This window comes from Thiorhodococcus mannitoliphagus (genome assembly GCF_010915725.1).
Lineage (GTDB): Bacteria > Pseudomonadota > Gammaproteobacteria > Chromatiales > Chromatiaceae > Thiorhodococcus > Thiorhodococcus mannitoliphagus.
The window spans coordinates 40,135-56,412 of sequence record NZ_JAAIJR010000025.1 but is presented as its reverse complement, the minus strand read 5'-3'; the positions used below and the strand labels follow the sequence as shown (position 1 = coordinate 56,412).

Annotated in this window: 11 protein-coding genes and 1 tRNA gene; 6 read left to right on the top strand and 6 right to left on the bottom strand. The window is 64.0% G+C overall.

The window, feature by feature from the left end:
- Positions 1-111 precede the first annotated feature (111 nt).
- From G3480_RS08345 to G3480_RS08320, 6 genes are all read right to left on the bottom strand, one after another.
- Positions 112-2,181 (bottom strand): response regulator, encoded by a 2,070-nt coding sequence (locus tag G3480_RS08345; protein ID WP_164653414.1) that lies wholly within the window; start codon positions 2,179-2,181, stop codon positions 112-114.
- A gap of 444 nt (positions 2,182-2,625) precedes the next feature.
- Complete coding sequence (locus G3480_RS08340; protein WP_164653413.1) at positions 2,626-3,918, bottom strand: DUF4340 domain-containing protein; 1,293 nt, start codon at positions 3,916-3,918, stop codon at positions 2,626-2,628.
- Entirely contained in the window at positions 3,915-6,848 is a 2,934-nt protein-coding gene (locus G3480_RS08335; RefSeq protein ID WP_164653412.1) for a Gldg family protein, read from the bottom strand. The genes G3480_RS08340 and G3480_RS08335 overlap by 4 nt, the downstream gene beginning before the upstream one ends.
- Complete coding sequence (locus tag G3480_RS08330) at positions 6,841-7,779, bottom strand: ABC transporter ATP-binding protein (protein ID WP_164653411.1); 939 nt, start codon at positions 7,777-7,779, stop codon at positions 6,841-6,843. Before G3480_RS08330 ends, G3480_RS08335 begins: the two co-directional genes overlap by 8 nt.
- 656 nt (positions 7,780-8,435) lie before the next feature.
- On the bottom strand, positions 8,436-9,431 hold the full coding sequence (locus G3480_RS08325) for a YhdH/YhfP family quinone oxidoreductase (RefSeq protein WP_164653410.1): 996 nt from the start codon (positions 9,429-9,431) through the stop codon (positions 8,436-8,438).
- A gap of 178 nt (positions 9,432-9,609) precedes the next feature.
- Positions 9,610-11,136 (bottom strand): fumarate hydratase, encoded by a 1,527-nt coding sequence (locus G3480_RS08320; RefSeq protein WP_164653409.1) that lies wholly within the window; start codon positions 11,134-11,136, stop codon positions 9,610-9,612.
- A gap of 152 nt (positions 11,137-11,288) precedes the next feature.
- On the opposite strand from G3480_RS08320, the gene G3480_RS08315 reads away from it, so the two are divergent.
- The 6 genes from G3480_RS08315 (at position 11,289) to pheS (ending at position 16,138) form a co-directional block, all read left to right on the top strand.
- Positions 11,289-11,365: transfer RNA gene (locus G3480_RS08315), tRNA-Val, on the top strand.
- Positions 11,366-11,572: 207 nt separating this feature from the next.
- On the top strand, positions 11,573-13,492 hold the full coding sequence (gene thrS / locus G3480_RS08310) for a threonine--tRNA ligase (protein WP_164653408.1): 1,920 nt from the start codon (positions 11,573-11,575) through the stop codon (positions 13,490-13,492).
- Between the two features lie 44 nt (positions 13,493-13,536).
- Complete coding sequence (gene infC / locus G3480_RS08305) at positions 13,537-14,085, top strand: translation initiation factor IF-3 (RefSeq protein WP_164653418.1); 549 nt, start codon at positions 13,537-13,539, stop codon at positions 14,083-14,085.
- Between the two features lie 154 nt (positions 14,086-14,239).
- Complete coding sequence (gene rpmI / locus G3480_RS08300; protein ID WP_164653407.1) at positions 14,240-14,434, top strand: 50S ribosomal protein L35; 195 nt, start codon at positions 14,240-14,242, stop codon at positions 14,432-14,434.
- A gap of 31 nt (positions 14,435-14,465) precedes the next feature.
- Positions 14,466-14,822, top strand: a complete 357-nt coding sequence (gene rplT / locus G3480_RS08295) for a 50S ribosomal protein L20 (RefSeq protein WP_164450357.1) — start codon at positions 14,466-14,468, stop codon at positions 14,820-14,822.
- Between the two features lie 284 nt (positions 14,823-15,106).
- Entirely contained in the window at positions 15,107-16,138 is a 1,032-nt protein-coding gene (gene pheS / locus G3480_RS08290; RefSeq protein WP_164653406.1) for a phenylalanine--tRNA ligase subunit alpha, read from the top strand.
- Positions 16,139-16,278 lie beyond the last annotated feature (140 nt).

The following is a 16,278-nucleotide window of genomic DNA, read 5'->3' as shown; positions in this document are numbered from 1 at the left end:
AGAGGCTGTCTGAAAAACCTCAAGGGGCGACTTTAGTCGCCCTTGGCACTGGCGGGAGGGCGAATGAATTCGCCCCTACAGCTCGGGCGATTGCAATATTCAGACAGCCTCTCAGCACTGCGTCGCGAAGTGCAGCACGATTTCTTCGAGGATGTTGGGATTCAGCGGCTTGGTGATGTGTTCGTCCATGCCGGCTTCGAGACAGCGTTCGGCGTCGCTCTCGAGTGTGCGGGCCGTCATGCCGATGATGGGGGTGCGCTCGCCGTTCCGCTCGAGTTCGCGCAAGGCGCGGGCGGTTTCGATGCCGTCCATCCCAGGCATGTAGAGGTCTAGGAACACCAGGTGGAAACACTGGGAGCGATAGAGTTCGACCGCCTTCTGTCCATCCGTCGCGATGGTGACCTCATGACCCCACTCCTTGAGCAGGCTACCGGCGAGCTTTTGGGCGACGGGGTTGTCGTCGACCAGCAAGATGCGCAGTCGCTGACGGTGCTCGACCAAGTGATGTCGGGTCAAGAGCGGGGCGTCTGATGCGCTGTCGTTGGCGCTCAGAAAGTGTGTCAGGGTCTCACGCAGCTCCAAGGGCGTGACTGGCTTGGTCAGAAAGGCGCCGATCCCAACCTCGCGGCACCTGAGCGCGTCGCCGCGCTTGCCGGCGGCGGAGATCAGAATCATATGGCTCTGGCTGATCAGACCTGCGTCTTTGAGCAGGCTCGCGAGGCCGAAGCCGTCTACCTCCGGCTGAGCGGCATCGAGGAGATAGACATCGATCGGTTTGCCGTCGGACTGGCTCGTCTGGGCGATCTCTAAGGCTTGCTGGCCGTTGGCGGCCTCCTCAACCTCGAACCCCCATTGTTTGAACCAATAGCCCTGGGCGCGCCGGTTGGCCGGATGCGCGTCGACGACAAGGGCGCGCTTGCCTGGCCAGTGATGCAGCGGGGTTAGCAGCGCCGTTGGCGAGTCGGCGCGCGCCAGTGGCAGGCTCATGTGAAAGGTGCTGCCGACGCCTTCCTGGCTCTCCACCCAGATCCGCCCACCCATCAAATCGACGAGCCTGGCGCTGATGCTTAGACCCAGACCGGTTCCGCCGAAACGTTGCGTGACGGCGGTATCGCCCCGGCCGAAGGCCGTGAAGATCTCCTCGAGCTTCGCGTCTGGAATCCCGATGCCCGTGTCGCTGATCGCGACATGGATGTGGTCTCTGTCCGGTTCCCCTCCCGTGTCCGCTTGAACCTTGATGCGGATCTCGCCCTGATCCGTGAACTTGATGGCGTTGTCGCACAGCTGCCCGAGGATCTGACGGATGCGGCCGGGATCCCCGAGACTCTGGTGTGGTAAATCGCCAGCCTGATCGAAGACGAAACCAAGCCCCTTGTTGCTGGCGATGAGGGCGAAGGATTTCAGCATCTCAGACAGCATCACCGGGAAATTGAAGGGGATCTGCTCGACCTGCATCTGGTCCATGTCGATCTTGGTCAGGTCCAAGATGTCATTGAGCAGATTCAGCAGGGTGTCGGCCGAGCTGCGAATGAGTTCCATGTAGTCGTGCTGCATCGGACTCGGTCCGGAGTCGATCGCCAGCTCGGTCAGCCCCAAAATGCCGTTCAATGGGGTGCGAATCTCCTGGGCCATGCTCGTGACGAAGCGGCTTTTGGCGTGTTGGGCCGACTCAGTCGCGAGCTGCCGGTGCTCTATTTCGTGTTGCAGTCTTGACTCCAGAAGACAGGCACGCGCTGCGTTTGCGAGCTTCTGCCACAGTGGGGCGAGCGCCTGCTGAAGCGGCGTCGACAGTACCCCGGTGTCTGCATCGCGGATAAAGATCAGGACGCCAAAGTCGGGGAGGCGGAAGGCGTGGATGGCACTGTCCCCAGTCAGGGTGACGACGGGCGCGCCTTCAGGGCGCTCGGCCAGCGCCTTGTCGAGCGCGTTCGGGTGCCACTGCTCCCAGAAGCCCTTGTAGTCAGGATGGCGAGGAAGGTCTTGCGGCGTCATGCAGACGACCGGCGCAGACGCGGTCTCCGCCGTCTCGGGCTGATGGAACTGCAGGACCGCAGCGCCGGTGCCATTGACGAGCTCGCGCATCTGGGTGATGACTCGGTCGAGCATGGTCTCCAAATCCATGGAGCTGCCGATGGCCAGTGAGAGTTTGAAAAGGGGCTCGATGTCGGTCGCTGGGGTCATGGTCGGGTGCGGGGTGACCTTGCAAGGCTGTGGATTCTACCCCGAGGATGGGCAAAGCGCAGCGTGCGCGTCTTGTGAGTGCCGAGGTGTGAACGATGGGCGCCTGCCCAACTCCAGGGCTCTGATGCAGCCACCGAGCACGGGCGCTGCCCATCTTCGGCATGGGGACAGTATAGGCTTTCCCGGAAACCAACTTGGAAACTCTGAATCAACAACTTCCCCCCTTTCGCAAAGGGGGGGCAGGGGGGGATTTCGGGAGGCATCTCTGAGGACTAGATCATCCTCCGGCCCAAGCGCGTGGACGGTGGGAGCGGCGCCCCGCCGCGACGGGCGTGAGCCCAGGGCGAGACGGCCTGGCCTCGCGGATTTGCGGGCCTGTTGCGAGCCGAAGCACCGCGCCGCCGACCGGTTGGGCTGGTCGGCGGCGCGCGCTGACATGAGGGGCTACTCGGACGCTGGTTGGGAGACGTCTTCAGGCGCTGGCGTCGGAGCGGTTGCTTGCTCGGGCGCAGGCGATGCGGGCTGCTCGCTGGCTCGCCTTGCCTTGTCCGCCTCGATCGACTCCGTTTGTTCGACTTCTGGGCTAGGCTCGACTTTGGGGTCAGGCTCAGCTTCGGCGCTAGGCTCGGCTTTGGGGGCAGGCGCGACTTCTGGGCCAGGCTCAGCTTCGGCGCTGGGCTCGACTTCTGGGCCAGGCTCAGCTTTGGCGCTAGGCTCGACTTCGGCCGCAGGCACCGGCGCCGGCGGCTGCTCTTCCTCGGTGGGCTCGGGCTGGACGATCAGCTTCGATCGCTCCAGGTCAAGCAGCCCTTCGAGGTCGTACTCCGAGAGTTTGAAGTAGTAGGGCATGGCATCGGACTTAAGGACATAGTCCTCACTGTCCTCGGCCTTGGAGACCCGATAGGTCTTGGTGCTGCCGTCATCGAGGCGCAAGCCGATCTCGAGCACCGGTTCCTGCTGCTTGTAGGCAGGGTCGTCCGCGATGCCGAGCACACCCCGGTAGCGCAGGCCGGCCAGCTTCATGACGACGTCCTTGGCGGCGTCTTCATCCAGCGGCTCGTCGCTGTCGTCGAGGGTCCAGCCGTCGTCCGACTTGGTCAGGGTCCAATCCTGTCCGCTGATTGCGGCGATGGTCTCTGCGTCGAGGCTCAGCAGCCCGGTCTGTGACCAGTCGTCGCGTCGGCTTGAGATGTCGGAGAGGGCGAGCGGCAGATCGTAGACCGCGTCATCGCCGTCGGGACGACCGTAGAGGCGCCGGAAGCCGGGCGTTTCACCCAGAATGAGCGTCACCGCCTCGCCGTCCTTGGTCGCGACCGTGAGCCGACGCACGAAGTCGTCATCGGCCACCTTGAAGCGTTTGAGAGACGCCTCGCTGGTGCCGACGGGCAGGGGGCGCTTGAGGTCGGCAAGCTGCTTCAAGAGCAGATCGACCTTGCTGGTGGTGACGGGGAGGTCGGCGAGTTCGGCGATGACCCAGCCATCCTCCTCGCCCTTGCGGCTGAGCGTCACGCGCTCGCCTTCATCCGAGCCCTCGATCGTGATCGAGGTGACCTGCTCAGGATCGACCGCAACGAGGGGCGTTTGCGGGTTGAGTGCCGCCATGCCGGGCTTGCTCAGGCTTTGCCCGAGCGCGATCAAGAGCTGGAGCGCGAGCACCAGCAAGAGCCCCATGATCAGCGGCGAGCGCAAATCCTGCCCCCAGCGCAGATCGGCCTTCGACGTTTTGAGCTGATTCATGACTGAGTGCCTCCGTTACCCAGGATGTCGGCATAGGCGCGCTCGCGACGCGCGCGGCTCTGGCGATAGAGCAGATAGACCAGGGCCAGGCCGGCGAGGGCCAGGACATAGTTCAGCGACTCCCAGAACAGCCGCGTCTGCTGGCCGACCGGCTCGAGCATGCGGCTGAACTGACCGCGTCCGCGCAGCGCCAGCAGCCCGCGGTCCTCGAGCGACCATTCGACGGCGTTCTGCACCAGTTCGATGGGCTTGAGGTAGCGGGTCTGGGTGGCCTCATTGGCCAGGCTGATCGCGGTGTCCGTGAGGAAGCTGGACGAACCGATGAGGATGAGCCGGGCCGACTCTGGCGAAGACTCCACCACACCTGAGATCACGGGCGCCTGCGCTGTTTCGGGCTCGTCCGCAGTCGCTGTCGGATCCGCTGTATCGGCATCCTCCGCTTCGTCTGCAGGGGCGACGCTGGCGTCCGGCAGGAGTGGCGAGGGCTTGCCGGCGAAGGGCGACTGGAAACGTCCCTCAACGGCGACCGCGAGCAGCTTGCGGCCCTCGTCGTCGCCGACGGGGAAGCCGAGTCCGCCGTGCGCCTCGAAGTCTGGCTGCATCTCGGCGGAGTCGCTCGTCCAGGCGCTGGCGGAGCTTCGGATCAGCTTGGTGATGGCGCGGCTCGCGTTCTTCTCGGCATCAATGGTGATGGGGGACGACCAGTTCATGGTGATCTGTCCCAGGTTCGAGGTCATGCCGTTGTCCTCGGCCAGCCCGTCGCTGCGCACGTCCGGGAAGTAGGGGTAGTCCAGGGTCTGGATCTCTTGAACAACGAAACCGCCGACGTCCCGCTGTACCGGGATGGGGAAGGGGGTGTTCTGCGGGTCCAGTACCAGCGAGGGCTCGAGCCTGATGCCCTGATGATCGAGCCAGTCCTCGAGGCCGGTCGGGGCCTTGCGTGCGGAGATGCTGCCGCCGCCAAGGTCGATGTTGAAGCTGGATGCGGCCAGGATCACGGTGCCGCCCTGCATCAGGAACTGGTCGATGGCGAACTGCTGCTTCTCGTCCAGCGCCTCGGGACCGACGACCATGAGCAGGTCGGCCTCTTCGGGCACCTGGCCGGAGCTGAGATCCGTGTCGCGCAGCGAGAAGCTTTCCTGAAGGCTCTGCTGCAACAGGCCGTAGTCGCCGCCCTGGGGGCCGCCCATATAGGGGTTGGTCGGTGCCGGGGTGGGCGTATAGAGCGCGACGGTCCGCATGACGCCAGGGGCGAAGCGCTTGATCCCCGCCTCGATGGCACGGCTGAGACCAGCGCGATCCAGCGCCTCGGGCAGTGGGATCGGAATACGCTGGTCGTCGCCCTCCAGGACCATGTAGAAGTAGAAGGGTGTCGGATCGAGCAGGCTGATCACCAGCGGCTCGAAGCCGTACTCCTCTTGGATGGTCTTGGCCAGGCTGCCGTCACCCGCGCCTGGATCCTGGATCTCGAAGCTGAAGGTGTCCGGCGCCTGTGCCTGCAGCTCGCTGAGTACAGACTCCAAGTCTGCTCGCAGGGCGGGCAGGGGTTCGGGGAGCTGGTCCGCGGGAGAGATGTAGCCCTTCAGCTGCAGCGGCTTGCTGATGTTGGTGAAGACATCGCCGCCGCCCTGGTAGCCATAGAGTACCTTCTTGATGGTGCGCGTGAGGTCGTACTCCGGATTGCGCAGACGCACGTCCAAGTCGGTCTCGCTGCGGACCTTGACGTCGATGAGGTCCTGGAAGCCCAGGGTCTCGAATTGGTCGCCGTACTTCACCAGGATGTCGAAGTAGGAATTGACCACGGCGGACTGGTATTTGGAGGCGGTCTGGAAGGCCACGGGGCGGATGCCGTACTGCTCGCCGGCCTCGCGCTCCAGCTCGGGGGACTGCTGCGGGTCGACGATCTCGACGCGGACCTTGCCCTTGCCGGCGATCTGATATTCCTCGAGCAGGTCGCGCAGCTGCGGGACCAGGGGCGCGAGCAAGGGATGGGTCTCGGCGCTGAAGTAGCCGCGGATGAGCAGCGGCTCCTGGAGCTGGCCGAGGTAGTTCCGAGTCGCATCCGAGATGGTGTAGAGGTTGCCCTCGGTCAGGTCGGTGCGGACGTTGGTGACGCCCTGCATCCAGAGATTGGCCGCGATCAGGTTGGCGACGGTCAGTCCGGTGATCAGGGTCCAGCGATGGTGGCGACGCGGACTGGCGGCGTGCTCCGCCCAGCGCAGCCGCTCCAGGCTGTAGACCGTCAGGGCCAGGAAGGCGCCGACGATGCTCAGGTAGTAGTAGAGGTCGCGCAGGTCGATGACGCCGCGGGTGATGGACTCGAAGCGCGAGCCGCTGCCGATGAGCCGCAGGATCTCGCCGCCGCTGTGGCCGACCAGGCTGGTGAGCGCCGGCGAACCGAGCAGATAGAAGACGCCGCAGACCAGGGCGCTGCCGATGAGGGCGACGATGGGGTTGTCGGTCCGCGAGGAGATGAAGAGTCCGATCGACAGATAGGCCGCCGCCAGCAGGAGCGTTGCGAGATAGGCGCCGATGACCGGACCCCAGTCCAGCGGGCCGAGCAGGGACACCGTGATGGGCAAGGGTAGGGTCAGGGCCAGCGCGATGGCCACCAGGCCGAGCGCCGCCAGGAACTTGCCGAGCACCAGCTTGGGTGTCGCGACCGGCAGGGTTAGCAGGGTCTCCAGCGTGCCGGCCCGTCGCTCCTCGCTCCACAGGCGCATGCTCAAGGCGGCGCAGAGGAAGATCAGCAGGACCGGCATCCACTCGAAGAGCGGGCGTGCGTCCGCGATGTTGCGCGAGAAGAAGGCGTCGACCCAGAAGAAGACGAAGAGGCAGACCGCCAAGAAGGTCCCGATGAAGATGTAGGCCACCGGGGAGCCGAAGAAGGCCGCCAGCTCGCGGCGGGCCACGCGCGTGACTTCACCCATGGGCCACCTCAACTTGCTCGAGGGTGACGGCGCCGAACAGCGCCTCCAGGTCCTGCCGCTCGGGCTCGAGGCCGTAGAGTGGCCAGCCCTGCTGACTGACGGCCTGAGCGACCAGGGGCGATGTGGCGCGCAGATCGGCCGTCTCCAGGGCGAAGCGGCGCAGTCCGGCGTCCGCGTCGAGGACGCTGACGCTGCTCACACCGGCCAGCTTGGCGAGGATCGGCTGCACTTCGTCCGGGTCGCGGTCGAGGCTCACCAGCAGTCGCTGCTGACGCCCGATGGCGTCGAGCTGGCTGTCGAGGGCTAGACGGCCGCCACGCATGATGAGGACGCGTCCGCAGACGGCCTCGACTTCTTGCAGGATGTGGGTCGAGATGATGAGGGTCGCATCCACGGCCAGCTCGCGCACCAGGCTGCGCATGTGCTGGATCTGCGCTGGGTCCAGGCCGTTGGTGGGCTCGTCGAGGATGAGGATCTTGGGCTCGTGCAGGATGGCCTGGGCGACGCCGACGCGCTGCCGGTAGCCGCGCGAGAGGGTGCCGATGAGCGCCGTTGCCTTGGCCTCCAGCTCGGTGCGCTCCACGGCGCGGCGGATGGCCGAGCGTCGGGCTTGGGGCGCGATGCCGTGCAGCGACCCCTGATAGTCCAGGTAGTCCAGGACCGTCATCTCGGGATAGATGGGGCAGTTCTCGGCCAGATAGCCGATGCGTCGCTGGGCCTCGCGGCGTTGCTCGGCGATGTCCAGTCCGTCGATCCGGATCTCGCCGCCACTGGGCTCGAGATAGCCGGTCAGCATCTTCATGATGGTCGTCTTGCCGGCGCCGTTGTGGCCGAGCAGACCGACGATTTCACCATGTCCGATGCTGAAAGAGACGTCTTGGACCGCCTTGAGCTCGCCATAGCTGCGACTGAGCTCGCGAACCTCGATCATTGAGCTTCTCCTTGACTCGATTGCTCGTTAGTTGTGGGTTGTTCGGTCCCGGATATGGGGGCGTCGCGCGGGCGTAAAGATCCTTGCCCAAGGGGCGCCTCGAGCTGAGGCAAGCCTGGCCGCGCGGTCTGCCTCGGGTCCGATCCGAAAATGAAGGCTGCAGGCAGCGTACCGGCGCGGATTTCAACCAAGCCGCTCAGCTTGCGCAAGAGGCGAACTCGGCAGGCGTCGCAGTCGTTGCGGTTCCCGTGTCGAAAAGTCCTTTTCGATCAGAATCTAAAGCCTGTCATCTCGCGAGCGCGCACAGGGTTAAACTTTGGTAAGGCCAGCCGCGCGATTGGCCGGTAGGATCGGCGCCCCGCCGCGATCGGGTGCGCGTCGCGCCGAGCCGGGTAGGGTGGACAAGCACAGCGCAGTCCACCAAGGACGCCGCGGGATTCGGTGGACTTCGCTCGCGCTCGTCCACCCTACGAGTTCGTCCAGCCGCAGGGGCTCAATCGATTTCCACCAAGACCCGTCCATGCGTCTGTCCGGCGAGCATGCGCTCGAAGCCGGGTAGGGTGGACAAGCACAGCGCAGTCCACCAAGGACGCCGCGGGATTCGGTGGACTTCGCTCGCGCCCGTCCACCCTACGAGTTCGTCCAGCCGCAGGGGCTCAATCGATTTCCACCAAGACCCGTCCATGCGTCTGTCCGGCGAGCATGCGCTCGAAGACATCCGGCAGTCCCGCGAGATCGACCCTCTCCGTGAGCATGTCCTCCAGCTGCCCCGGCCGCCAGTCGCTGGCTAGATGACCCCAGAGTTCCCTCCGCACGGGAGCGGGAACATCCACTGAGTTGCAGCCGAGCAGGCTCACCCCGCGCAGGATGAAGGGCATGACCGTTGTATTCAGTTCATGCCCGCCCGCCAATCCAATGGCGGCGATATTGCCGTTCGGGGCCAGCGTGCGGGTGATCTGCGCCAGCATCTCACCGCCGACGCTGTCCACCGCGCCGCCCCATTCGGCCTTTTCCAGTGGTCGCTTGGCCTCGGACAAGGCATCGCGGCCGACGATGCGGGTCGCGCCCAAGGCCGTGAGCCAGTCGTGCAGCGCTGCCTTGCCGGAGACGGCGACGACCTCGTAGCCGAGTCGGGCGAAGATGGCCACGGCCATGGAGCCCACGCCGCCGCTCGCGCCGTTGACCAGGATGGGTCCCAGCTCCGGGCGCTGGCCGTTGACCAGCATCCGATGCACTGCGAGCGCGGCGGTGAAGCCGGCGGTCCCCAGGATCATCGCCGACCTGGCATCCAGACCCTCCGGCATGGCGACCAGCCAATCACCCGGCACGCAAAGGTATTGTGCATAGGCGCCGTCGTGGTCGAAGCTCAGGCCCCAACCGGTGGCGATGACGGCGTCTCCCGCCTTGTAGTCAGGATGGCTGGATGCCTCGACCTGTCCGGCCGCGTCGATGCCGCCGACCAGCGGGAAGGTCCGCAGAATTTTGCCCTTGCCGGTGCCCGCGAGGGCGTCCTTGTAGTTGACGGCGGAGTGTGTGACCCGGACCAGAACCTCGCCGTCTCCCGGCACGGGCTTCGGCAACTGCTCGATGCCGGCATGGTGACCCTGGTCGTCTTTGTGAATGCGGAAGGCGGAGTAGGTGTTCTTCGACATGACAGAGCCTCAGAATGATGGGTGTTGAATGTTTGTAGACCAGTGAGCTGGTGTTGATGGGCGCCCTTGACCGACGTCAGGCTGCAACTGACAACTGACAACTGACAACTGACAAAGGCGGCGCGGAATTCGGTGGACTTCGCTCTCGCTCGTCCACCCTACGCGGCCTATGCGTTGGTCAAGCGACGACCTCGACCGGGATGAGCCCAATCTTGCTGCGCCATTTCGCCGGGCCGCTCTGATGCACCGAGTCGCCGCGACTGTCGACCGCGACGGTCACCGGCATGTCCTCGACCTCGAATTCCCGGATAGCCTCCATCCCCAGGTCCTCGAAGGCGACCAGCCTGGAGCCCTTGATCGCCTTGGCGACCAGATAGGCCGCGCCGCCGACGGCCATGAGATAGACGGCACCATGGCGCTTGATCGCCTCGATGGCGGCGGGTCCGCGCTCGGCCTTGCCGACCATGCCGATGAGTCCGGTCTGGCTGAGCATCTGCTCGGTGAACTTGTCCATGCGGGTCGATGTGGTCGGGCCAGCGGGACCCACGACCTCGTCCCGGACCGGATCGACCGGGCCGACGTAGTAGATGAATCGGTTGGTCAGATCGACGCCGTCCGGCAGCGGTTCGCCGCGATTCAAGAGGTCGATGATCCGCTGGTGCGCGGCATCGCGGCCGGTCAGCAATTTGCCGGAGAGGAGAATCCGATCGCCTGGCTGCCAAGTTGCGATGTCCTCGCCTGTGACGCTGTCGAGATTCACCCGCTTGGCGCTGCTGTCGGCCTCCCAGACGATGGCGGGCCAGTCCTCCAGGCTCGGCGGGTCGAGCGTGACGGGGCCGGAGCCGTCCAGGGTGAATTCCAGATGACGCGTCGCGGCGCAGTTCGGAATCAAGGCCACCGGCAGGGACGCGGCGTGCGTCGGGTAGCTGTGGATCTTGACATCCAGCACCGTGGTCAGGCCGCCGAGCCCCTGGGCGCCGATTCCCAATGCGTTGACCTTCTCATAGAGTTCCAGGCGCAACTCTTCGATCGGATCGGAGGGGCCGCGCGCCTTGAGTTCATGGATGTCGATGGTCTCCATCAGCGCCTCTTTCGCCATCAGCATGGCCTTCTCGGCCGAGCCGCCGATGCCAATGCCGAGCATACCAGGCGGGCACCAGCCGGCACCCATGGTCGGCACCGTCTTCAGCACCCAGTCGACCAGGCTGTCGCTCGGGTTGAGGATGGTGAATTTGGACTTGTTCTCCGAGCCCCCGCCCTTGGCGGCGAGCTTGACCTCGACCTTGTCTCCGGGCACCAGCTCCATGTGGACGATGGCGGGGGTGTTGTCCCCCGTGTTCTTCCGCGCGCCGATCGGCGGGGTCACCATGGAGGCACGCAAGACATTGTCGGGATGCCCGTAGGCGCGGCGCACGCCCTCGTCGACCATGGCCTGGATGCCGCTTTGCGTCTCCCAACGGACCTCCATGCCGATCTTGAGGAAAACGACGACCATCCCCGTGTCTTGGCAGATAGGGCGATGGCCCTCGGCGCACATGCGTGAGTTGTAGAGGATCTGCGCCATGGCGTCGCGCGCGGCAGGCGATTCCTCGGCCTCGTAGGCTGCGGCCAAGGACTGGATGTAGTCGCTGGGGTGGTAGTAAGAGATGAACTGCAGGGCGTCGGCGATACTCTGGACGAAGTCGTTCTCGCGAATGGTGGTCATAGCTCTGGATGCTGATTGCTGCGGGTCGAGGGCCTGGGAGTATAGCGATGGTGCAGTGCGGAATTCGATGGGGCGGTGACTGTGGCGAGCGATGCGGAAAAAGTGCTTGCGGATCCCGAAAGCTGCTTGTAGTATGCGCGGCTCCTGACGACAGGCGCGTAGCTCAGTTGGTTAGAGCACCACCTTGACATGGTGGGGGTCGTTGGTTCGAGTCCAATCGCGCCTACCAAATTCTGAGGCTGCCAGCCTTCAGCGATCAGCTTTCAGCGATTTTCGGCTGAGAGTCGAACGCTGAAGGCTGGCAGCTTTTTTCTTGCCGCCAGGATTCACTGCTCCCGCCGCGGCTTCCGACGGCCAGGGTCGCCGACTGAATCAGCCGCGCAAACCGCATCATGTGATCCCTCGTATCGATCACCACTGAGACCAGGACCTCGACATGCCTCTGATTACGCTACCCGACGGCTCCGAACGTCAGTTCGACCAGCCTCTGTCTGTTCATGATGTCGCCGCCTCCATCGGCCCGGGCCTCGCCAAGGCCGCGCTGGCCGGTCGCGTGGACGGCCAGCTGGTGGATACCAGTCATGTCATGGATCGGGACGCGGCCTTGGAGATCATCACCAGCAAGGACGAGGAGGTCGCGCTCGAGCTGATGCGCCACGATGCGGCGCACGTCATGGCTCAAGCCGTTCAGGAACTCTATCCGGGGACGCAGGTGACCATTGGCCCGGCGATCGAGAACGGTTTCTACTATGACTTCGCGCGTGAAGAGCCCTTCACGCCCGCCGAACTGGAGCAGATCGAGGCGCGCATGCATGAGATCGTCAAGCGCGATCTCCCCATCGTGCGCGAGGTCATGGATCGCGAAGAGGCCAAGCGCGTCTTCGGTGAGCTGGGCGAGCAATACAAGGTCGAGATCATCGACGACATCATCCCCGAGGGCGAAGCGGTCTCCATCTACCGCCAGGGCGAATGGTTCGATGTCTGCCGCGGTCCGCACCTGCCGAGCACGGGTAAGCTGGGCAATGGCTTCAAGCTGACCAAGCTCGCCGGGGCCTACTGGCGCGGCGATTCCAGCAACGCCATGTTGCAGCGCATCTACGGCACCGCTTGGCGCGGCAAGAAGGAGCTGAAGGCCTATCTCCACCGCCTGGAGGAGGCCGAGAAGCGTGATCACCGCAGGCTCGGCAAGCAGTTGGACCTCTTCCACTTCCAGGACGAGGCCCCCGGCATGGCCTTCTGGCACGCCAAGGGCCGGGTGATCTACCGCCTCGCCGAGGCCTACATGCGCGAGAAGCTCGACGAGTACGGCTACCAAGAGGTCGAGACGCCTCAGGTACTGGACCGCTCGCTATGGGAGCGCTCGGGTCACTGGGAGAAGTTCGCGGACGACATGTTCACGACGCACCTGGACGACCGTGACTACGCCATCAAGCCGATGAACTGCCCGGGGCATATCCAGCTCTTCAACCAGGGGCTCAAGAGCTATCGCGACTTGCCGTTGCGCATCGCCGAGTTTGGCGTGGTGCACCGCAATGAGCCTTCGGGCACCCTGCATGGTCTGATGCGCGCGCGTCGTTTCACGCAGGATGACGCCCACGTCTTCTGCACCGACGAGCAGCTTCAGCCCGAGGTTGCGACGCTCATCGACATGGTCTTCGAGACCTATCGCGACTTCGGCTTCACCGAGATCGAGCTGGCGCTGTCGCTGCGCCCGGAGAAGCGCGTCGGCTCTGACGATCTGTGGGATAAGGGTGAGGCCGCGCTGGCGCAGTCCCTCACCGACAAGGGGCTGGCGTTCAAGGTCAAGCCGGGCGAGGGTGCCTTCTATGGCCCCAAGATCGAGTTCACCCTGCACGACAGCATCGGTCGCGCCTGGCAGTGCGGCACCATCCAAGTCGACTTCTCCATGCCGGGTCGACTGGGCGCGCACTACATCGCCGAGGACAACAGCAAGCAGACGCCGGTCATGATCCACCGCGCCATTCTGGGCTCGGTCGAGCGTTTCATCGGCATTCTCATCGAGCACTACGCCGGCTTGCTGCCGGTTTGGCTGTCGCCGGTGCAGGCGGTGCTGCTCAACATTACGGACCGCCAAGCAGATTTCGTCACAGAGTCTGCTAAGACGTTGCGCAACAAGGGCTTCCGCGTCGAGACGGACTTGAGAAACGAGAAGATCGGCTTTAAAATCCGCGAGCACACCCTGCAGAGGGTGCCCTACCTGCTCGTGGTAGGTGATCGGGAAGTCGAATCCCGGTCCTTGTCTGTTCGCGATCGCCAAGGCCAAGATCTGGGCACTTTTACGCTCGATGCCTTCGTCCAACGGCTGAGCGAAGAGGTCGCGAACCGAATTCACTAGCGTATGGCTAGGCGGGCCGGCTCGCGACACTGCTGGCTCGGCCCATTCTATTTGCGTATTCGGAGGAGTTTGCTATCGCCGCACCAAAGAGAAACCGCGTCAATAACGACATCAACGTGCCGGATGTCCGGCTCATCGGCGCCGATGGAAATCAAGTTGGGGTCGTCAGCACGCGTGAAGCGATGGAGCTTGCCACGGAGGCGGAGCTCGACCTCGTTGAGATCGTTCCTAACGCGGATCCACCGGTTTGTCGGTTGATGGACTACGGTCGGTTTCTCTTCGACCAGAAAAAGAAGAAGAACGAGGCCAAGAAGAAGCAGAAGCAGGTTCAAGTCAAGGAAGTCAAGTTTCGTCCAGGCACGGATTCAGGAGACTATCAGGTCAAACTACGCAACCTGACGCGTTTCCTACATGAAGGGGATAAGGCCAAGGTCACCATGCGTTTCCGCGGGCGTGAGCACGCCCACCGCGAGCTCGGTCTAGAGCTGCTGCGGCGTGTGGAAACGGACCTGGCCGAAATCAGCATCGTTGAGCAGCAGCCGCTGATGGAAGGGCGGCAGATGGTGATGGTGCTGGGCCCCAAAAAGAAATAGCGACGATCAAACGCCGGCCTCGGGGCGAATCCCACTGAGTGAGGCCAAGGAATGCATCGGGCGCCGCTCTGGCGCCCGATGCTTTCTTGGTGCATGCAGGGGTCGTCGTTCGTCGCATGACATCACATCAGCAATAGCGGAGTAATTGAGACCAATGCCCAAGCTGAAATCCAATCGCGGAGCCGCGAAGCGCTTCAAGCGCACTGCCTCCGGTGTCAAGTGCAACGCGTCGCACAGACGTCACATCCTGACGAAGAAGAGCACCAAGCGGAAGCGCCATCTGCGCGCCGCCAAGCAGCTCCACAAATCAGATGTGCGGTCTGCGCTGCGCATGATTCCTTATTGCTAGTTGCCCTTGATTTGAATCCGGAGAGTATTAGATGCCTAGAGTCAAACGCGGCGTCACCGCCCACGCCCGCCACAAGAAGGTCTTGGATGAAGCCAAGGGCTATTACGGCGCCAGAAGTAAGGTCTATCGTGTCGCCAAGCAGGCCGTCATCAAGGCCGGCCAATACGCCTATCGCGACCGTCGTCAGAAGAAGCGCCAGTTTCGCGCCCTGTGGATCGCGCGTATCAACGCCGCCGCGCGTGAGAATGGTCTCTCTTACAGCCGTCTCATCGATGGTCTGAAGAAGGCCGGTGTCGAGGTCGACCGCAAGGTTCTGGCGGACATCGCCTACCACGACAGCGTGGCCTTCGCGGCGATCGCAGCGCAGGCGAAGTCGGCCCTGGCCTGACCTAGCGCCGTCCCGTCCGCGTCCGCTGTCGACCGAGAGGGAAAGGCCATGGTCTTTCCCTCTTTTCGTTTGAGCGGGACGCGGCGAACCCATTGCAGTCGGAAGTGCCATCCCAAATCCGGCAATTGGAACCGCACAGGCGCGAAGGGCACGAAGAAGAGCCATGCGTCGTCTTGCCTGCGTCATTCACCCTGAGGGTGAAGGCCGCAGGCGAGGCAAAGCATCGAAATGCTTAGCGATCTTCCTGCTCTTGGCGGTTCAACTCATCTTTCTAGGTTCATAGCATGGCCGAGAATACCGAGCTTGGGCTCGACTCCTTGCAAGCGGCCGCTCTGACGGCCATCGCCGATGCCGCCGATCTGGCAGGCCTCGATCAGGTGCGGGTGCGCTATCTGGGCAAGAGCGGCGAGCTGACCGCGCTGCTCAAGCAGCTGGGCAAGTTGCCCGGGCCCGAACGCCCCGCAGCCGGACAGGCGATTAACCAGGCGAAGGTTGCTGTTCAGCAGGCGATCGATGCCCGCAAGTCGGCCCTCGAAGAGACGGCGCTGGCAGCCCGTCTCGCCGCTGAGCGGATCGACGTCACACTGCCCGGACGCGGACAGCGCCCCGGTGGTCTGCACCCGGTGACGCGCGCGCTGCGACGCATCGAGCGCCTCTTTGCCAATGCCGGCTTCGCCGTGGTCGAGGGGCCGGAGGTCGAGGACACCTACCATAACTTCGAGGCGCTCAACATCCCCGAGCACCACCCCGCCCGGGCGATGCACGACACCTTCTACTTCGACGCCGATCGGCTGCTGCGCACGCATACCTCCCCGGTGCAGATCCGCGTGATGGAGGAGCAGGCGCCGCCGTTGAAGATCATCGCGCCGGGCCGCGTCTACCGTTGCGACTCGGACTTGACCCACACACCCATGTTCCACCAAGTGGAGGGGCTGCTGGTCGACGAGCAGGTGAGCTTCGCCGACCTCAAGGGCGTGCTCTACGACTTCTTGACCAACTTCTTCGAGCGCGATCTCCAGCTGCGCTTTCGTCCCTCGTACTTCCCCTTCACCGAGCCCTCGGCGGAGGTGGATATTCAGTGTGTCATGTGCAACGGCAGTGGCTGTCGGGTCTGCAAGCAGACCGGCTGGCTGGAGGTGCTCGGGTGCGGCATGGTCTATCCCGAGGTGTTCCGCCACATCGGCATCGACCCGGACCAGTATCTGGGCTACGCCTTCGGCATGGGCGTCGAGCGCCTGGCCATGCTGCGCTATGGTATCGACGATATTCGCCTGAATTTCGAGAACGATTTGAGGTACTTGCGGCAGTTTGCTTGATCACGGCCGCCCCCTCGGAGCGGGGATGAGTTGAGCCGCAAAGGCGCAAAGCGCGTACAGGACTTTTCGGGTGACTGGATCTCTCGATGCGCTCGTCCGCAGCTCAGCGATGCTGCGATCAGTGCTTCAACTTTCCCCGA

What these genes read in the sequence shown, in the direction of transcription:
- G3480_RS08345 (WP_164653414.1), bottom strand. Translation starts at nt 2,181, where the DNA reads ATGACCCCAGCGACCGACATCGAGCCCCTTTTCAAACTCTCACTGGCC.
- G3480_RS08340 (WP_164653413.1), bottom strand. Translation starts at nt 3,918, where the DNA reads ATGAATCAGCTCAAAACGTCGAAGGCCGATCTGCGCTGGGGGCAGGAT.
- G3480_RS08335 (WP_164653412.1), bottom strand. Translation starts at nt 6,848, where the DNA reads ATGGGTGAAGTCACGCGCGTGGCCCGCCGCGAGCTGGCGGCCTTCTTC.
- G3480_RS08330 (WP_164653411.1), bottom strand. Translation starts at nt 7,779, where the DNA reads ATGATCGAGGTTCGCGAGCTCAGTCGCAGCTATGGCGAGCTCAAGGCG.
- G3480_RS08325 (WP_164653410.1), bottom strand. Translation starts at nt 9,431, where the DNA reads ATGTCGAAGAACACCTACTCCGCCTTCCGCATTCACAAAGACGACCAG.
- G3480_RS08320 (WP_164653409.1), bottom strand. Translation starts at nt 11,136, where the DNA reads ATGACCACCATTCGCGAGAACGACTTCGTCCAGAGTATCGCCGACGCC.
- thrS (WP_164653408.1), top strand. Translation starts at nt 11,573, where the DNA reads ATGCCTCTGATTACGCTACCCGACGGCTCCGAACGTCAGTTCGACCAG.
- rpmI (WP_164653407.1), top strand. Translation starts at nt 14,240, where the DNA reads ATGCCCAAGCTGAAATCCAATCGCGGAGCCGCGAAGCGCTTCAAGCGC.
- rplT (WP_164450357.1), top strand. Translation starts at nt 14,466, where the DNA reads ATGCCTAGAGTCAAACGCGGCGTCACCGCCCACGCCCGCCACAAGAAG.
- pheS (WP_164653406.1), top strand. Translation starts at nt 15,107, where the DNA reads ATGGCCGAGAATACCGAGCTTGGGCTCGACTCCTTGCAAGCGGCCGCT.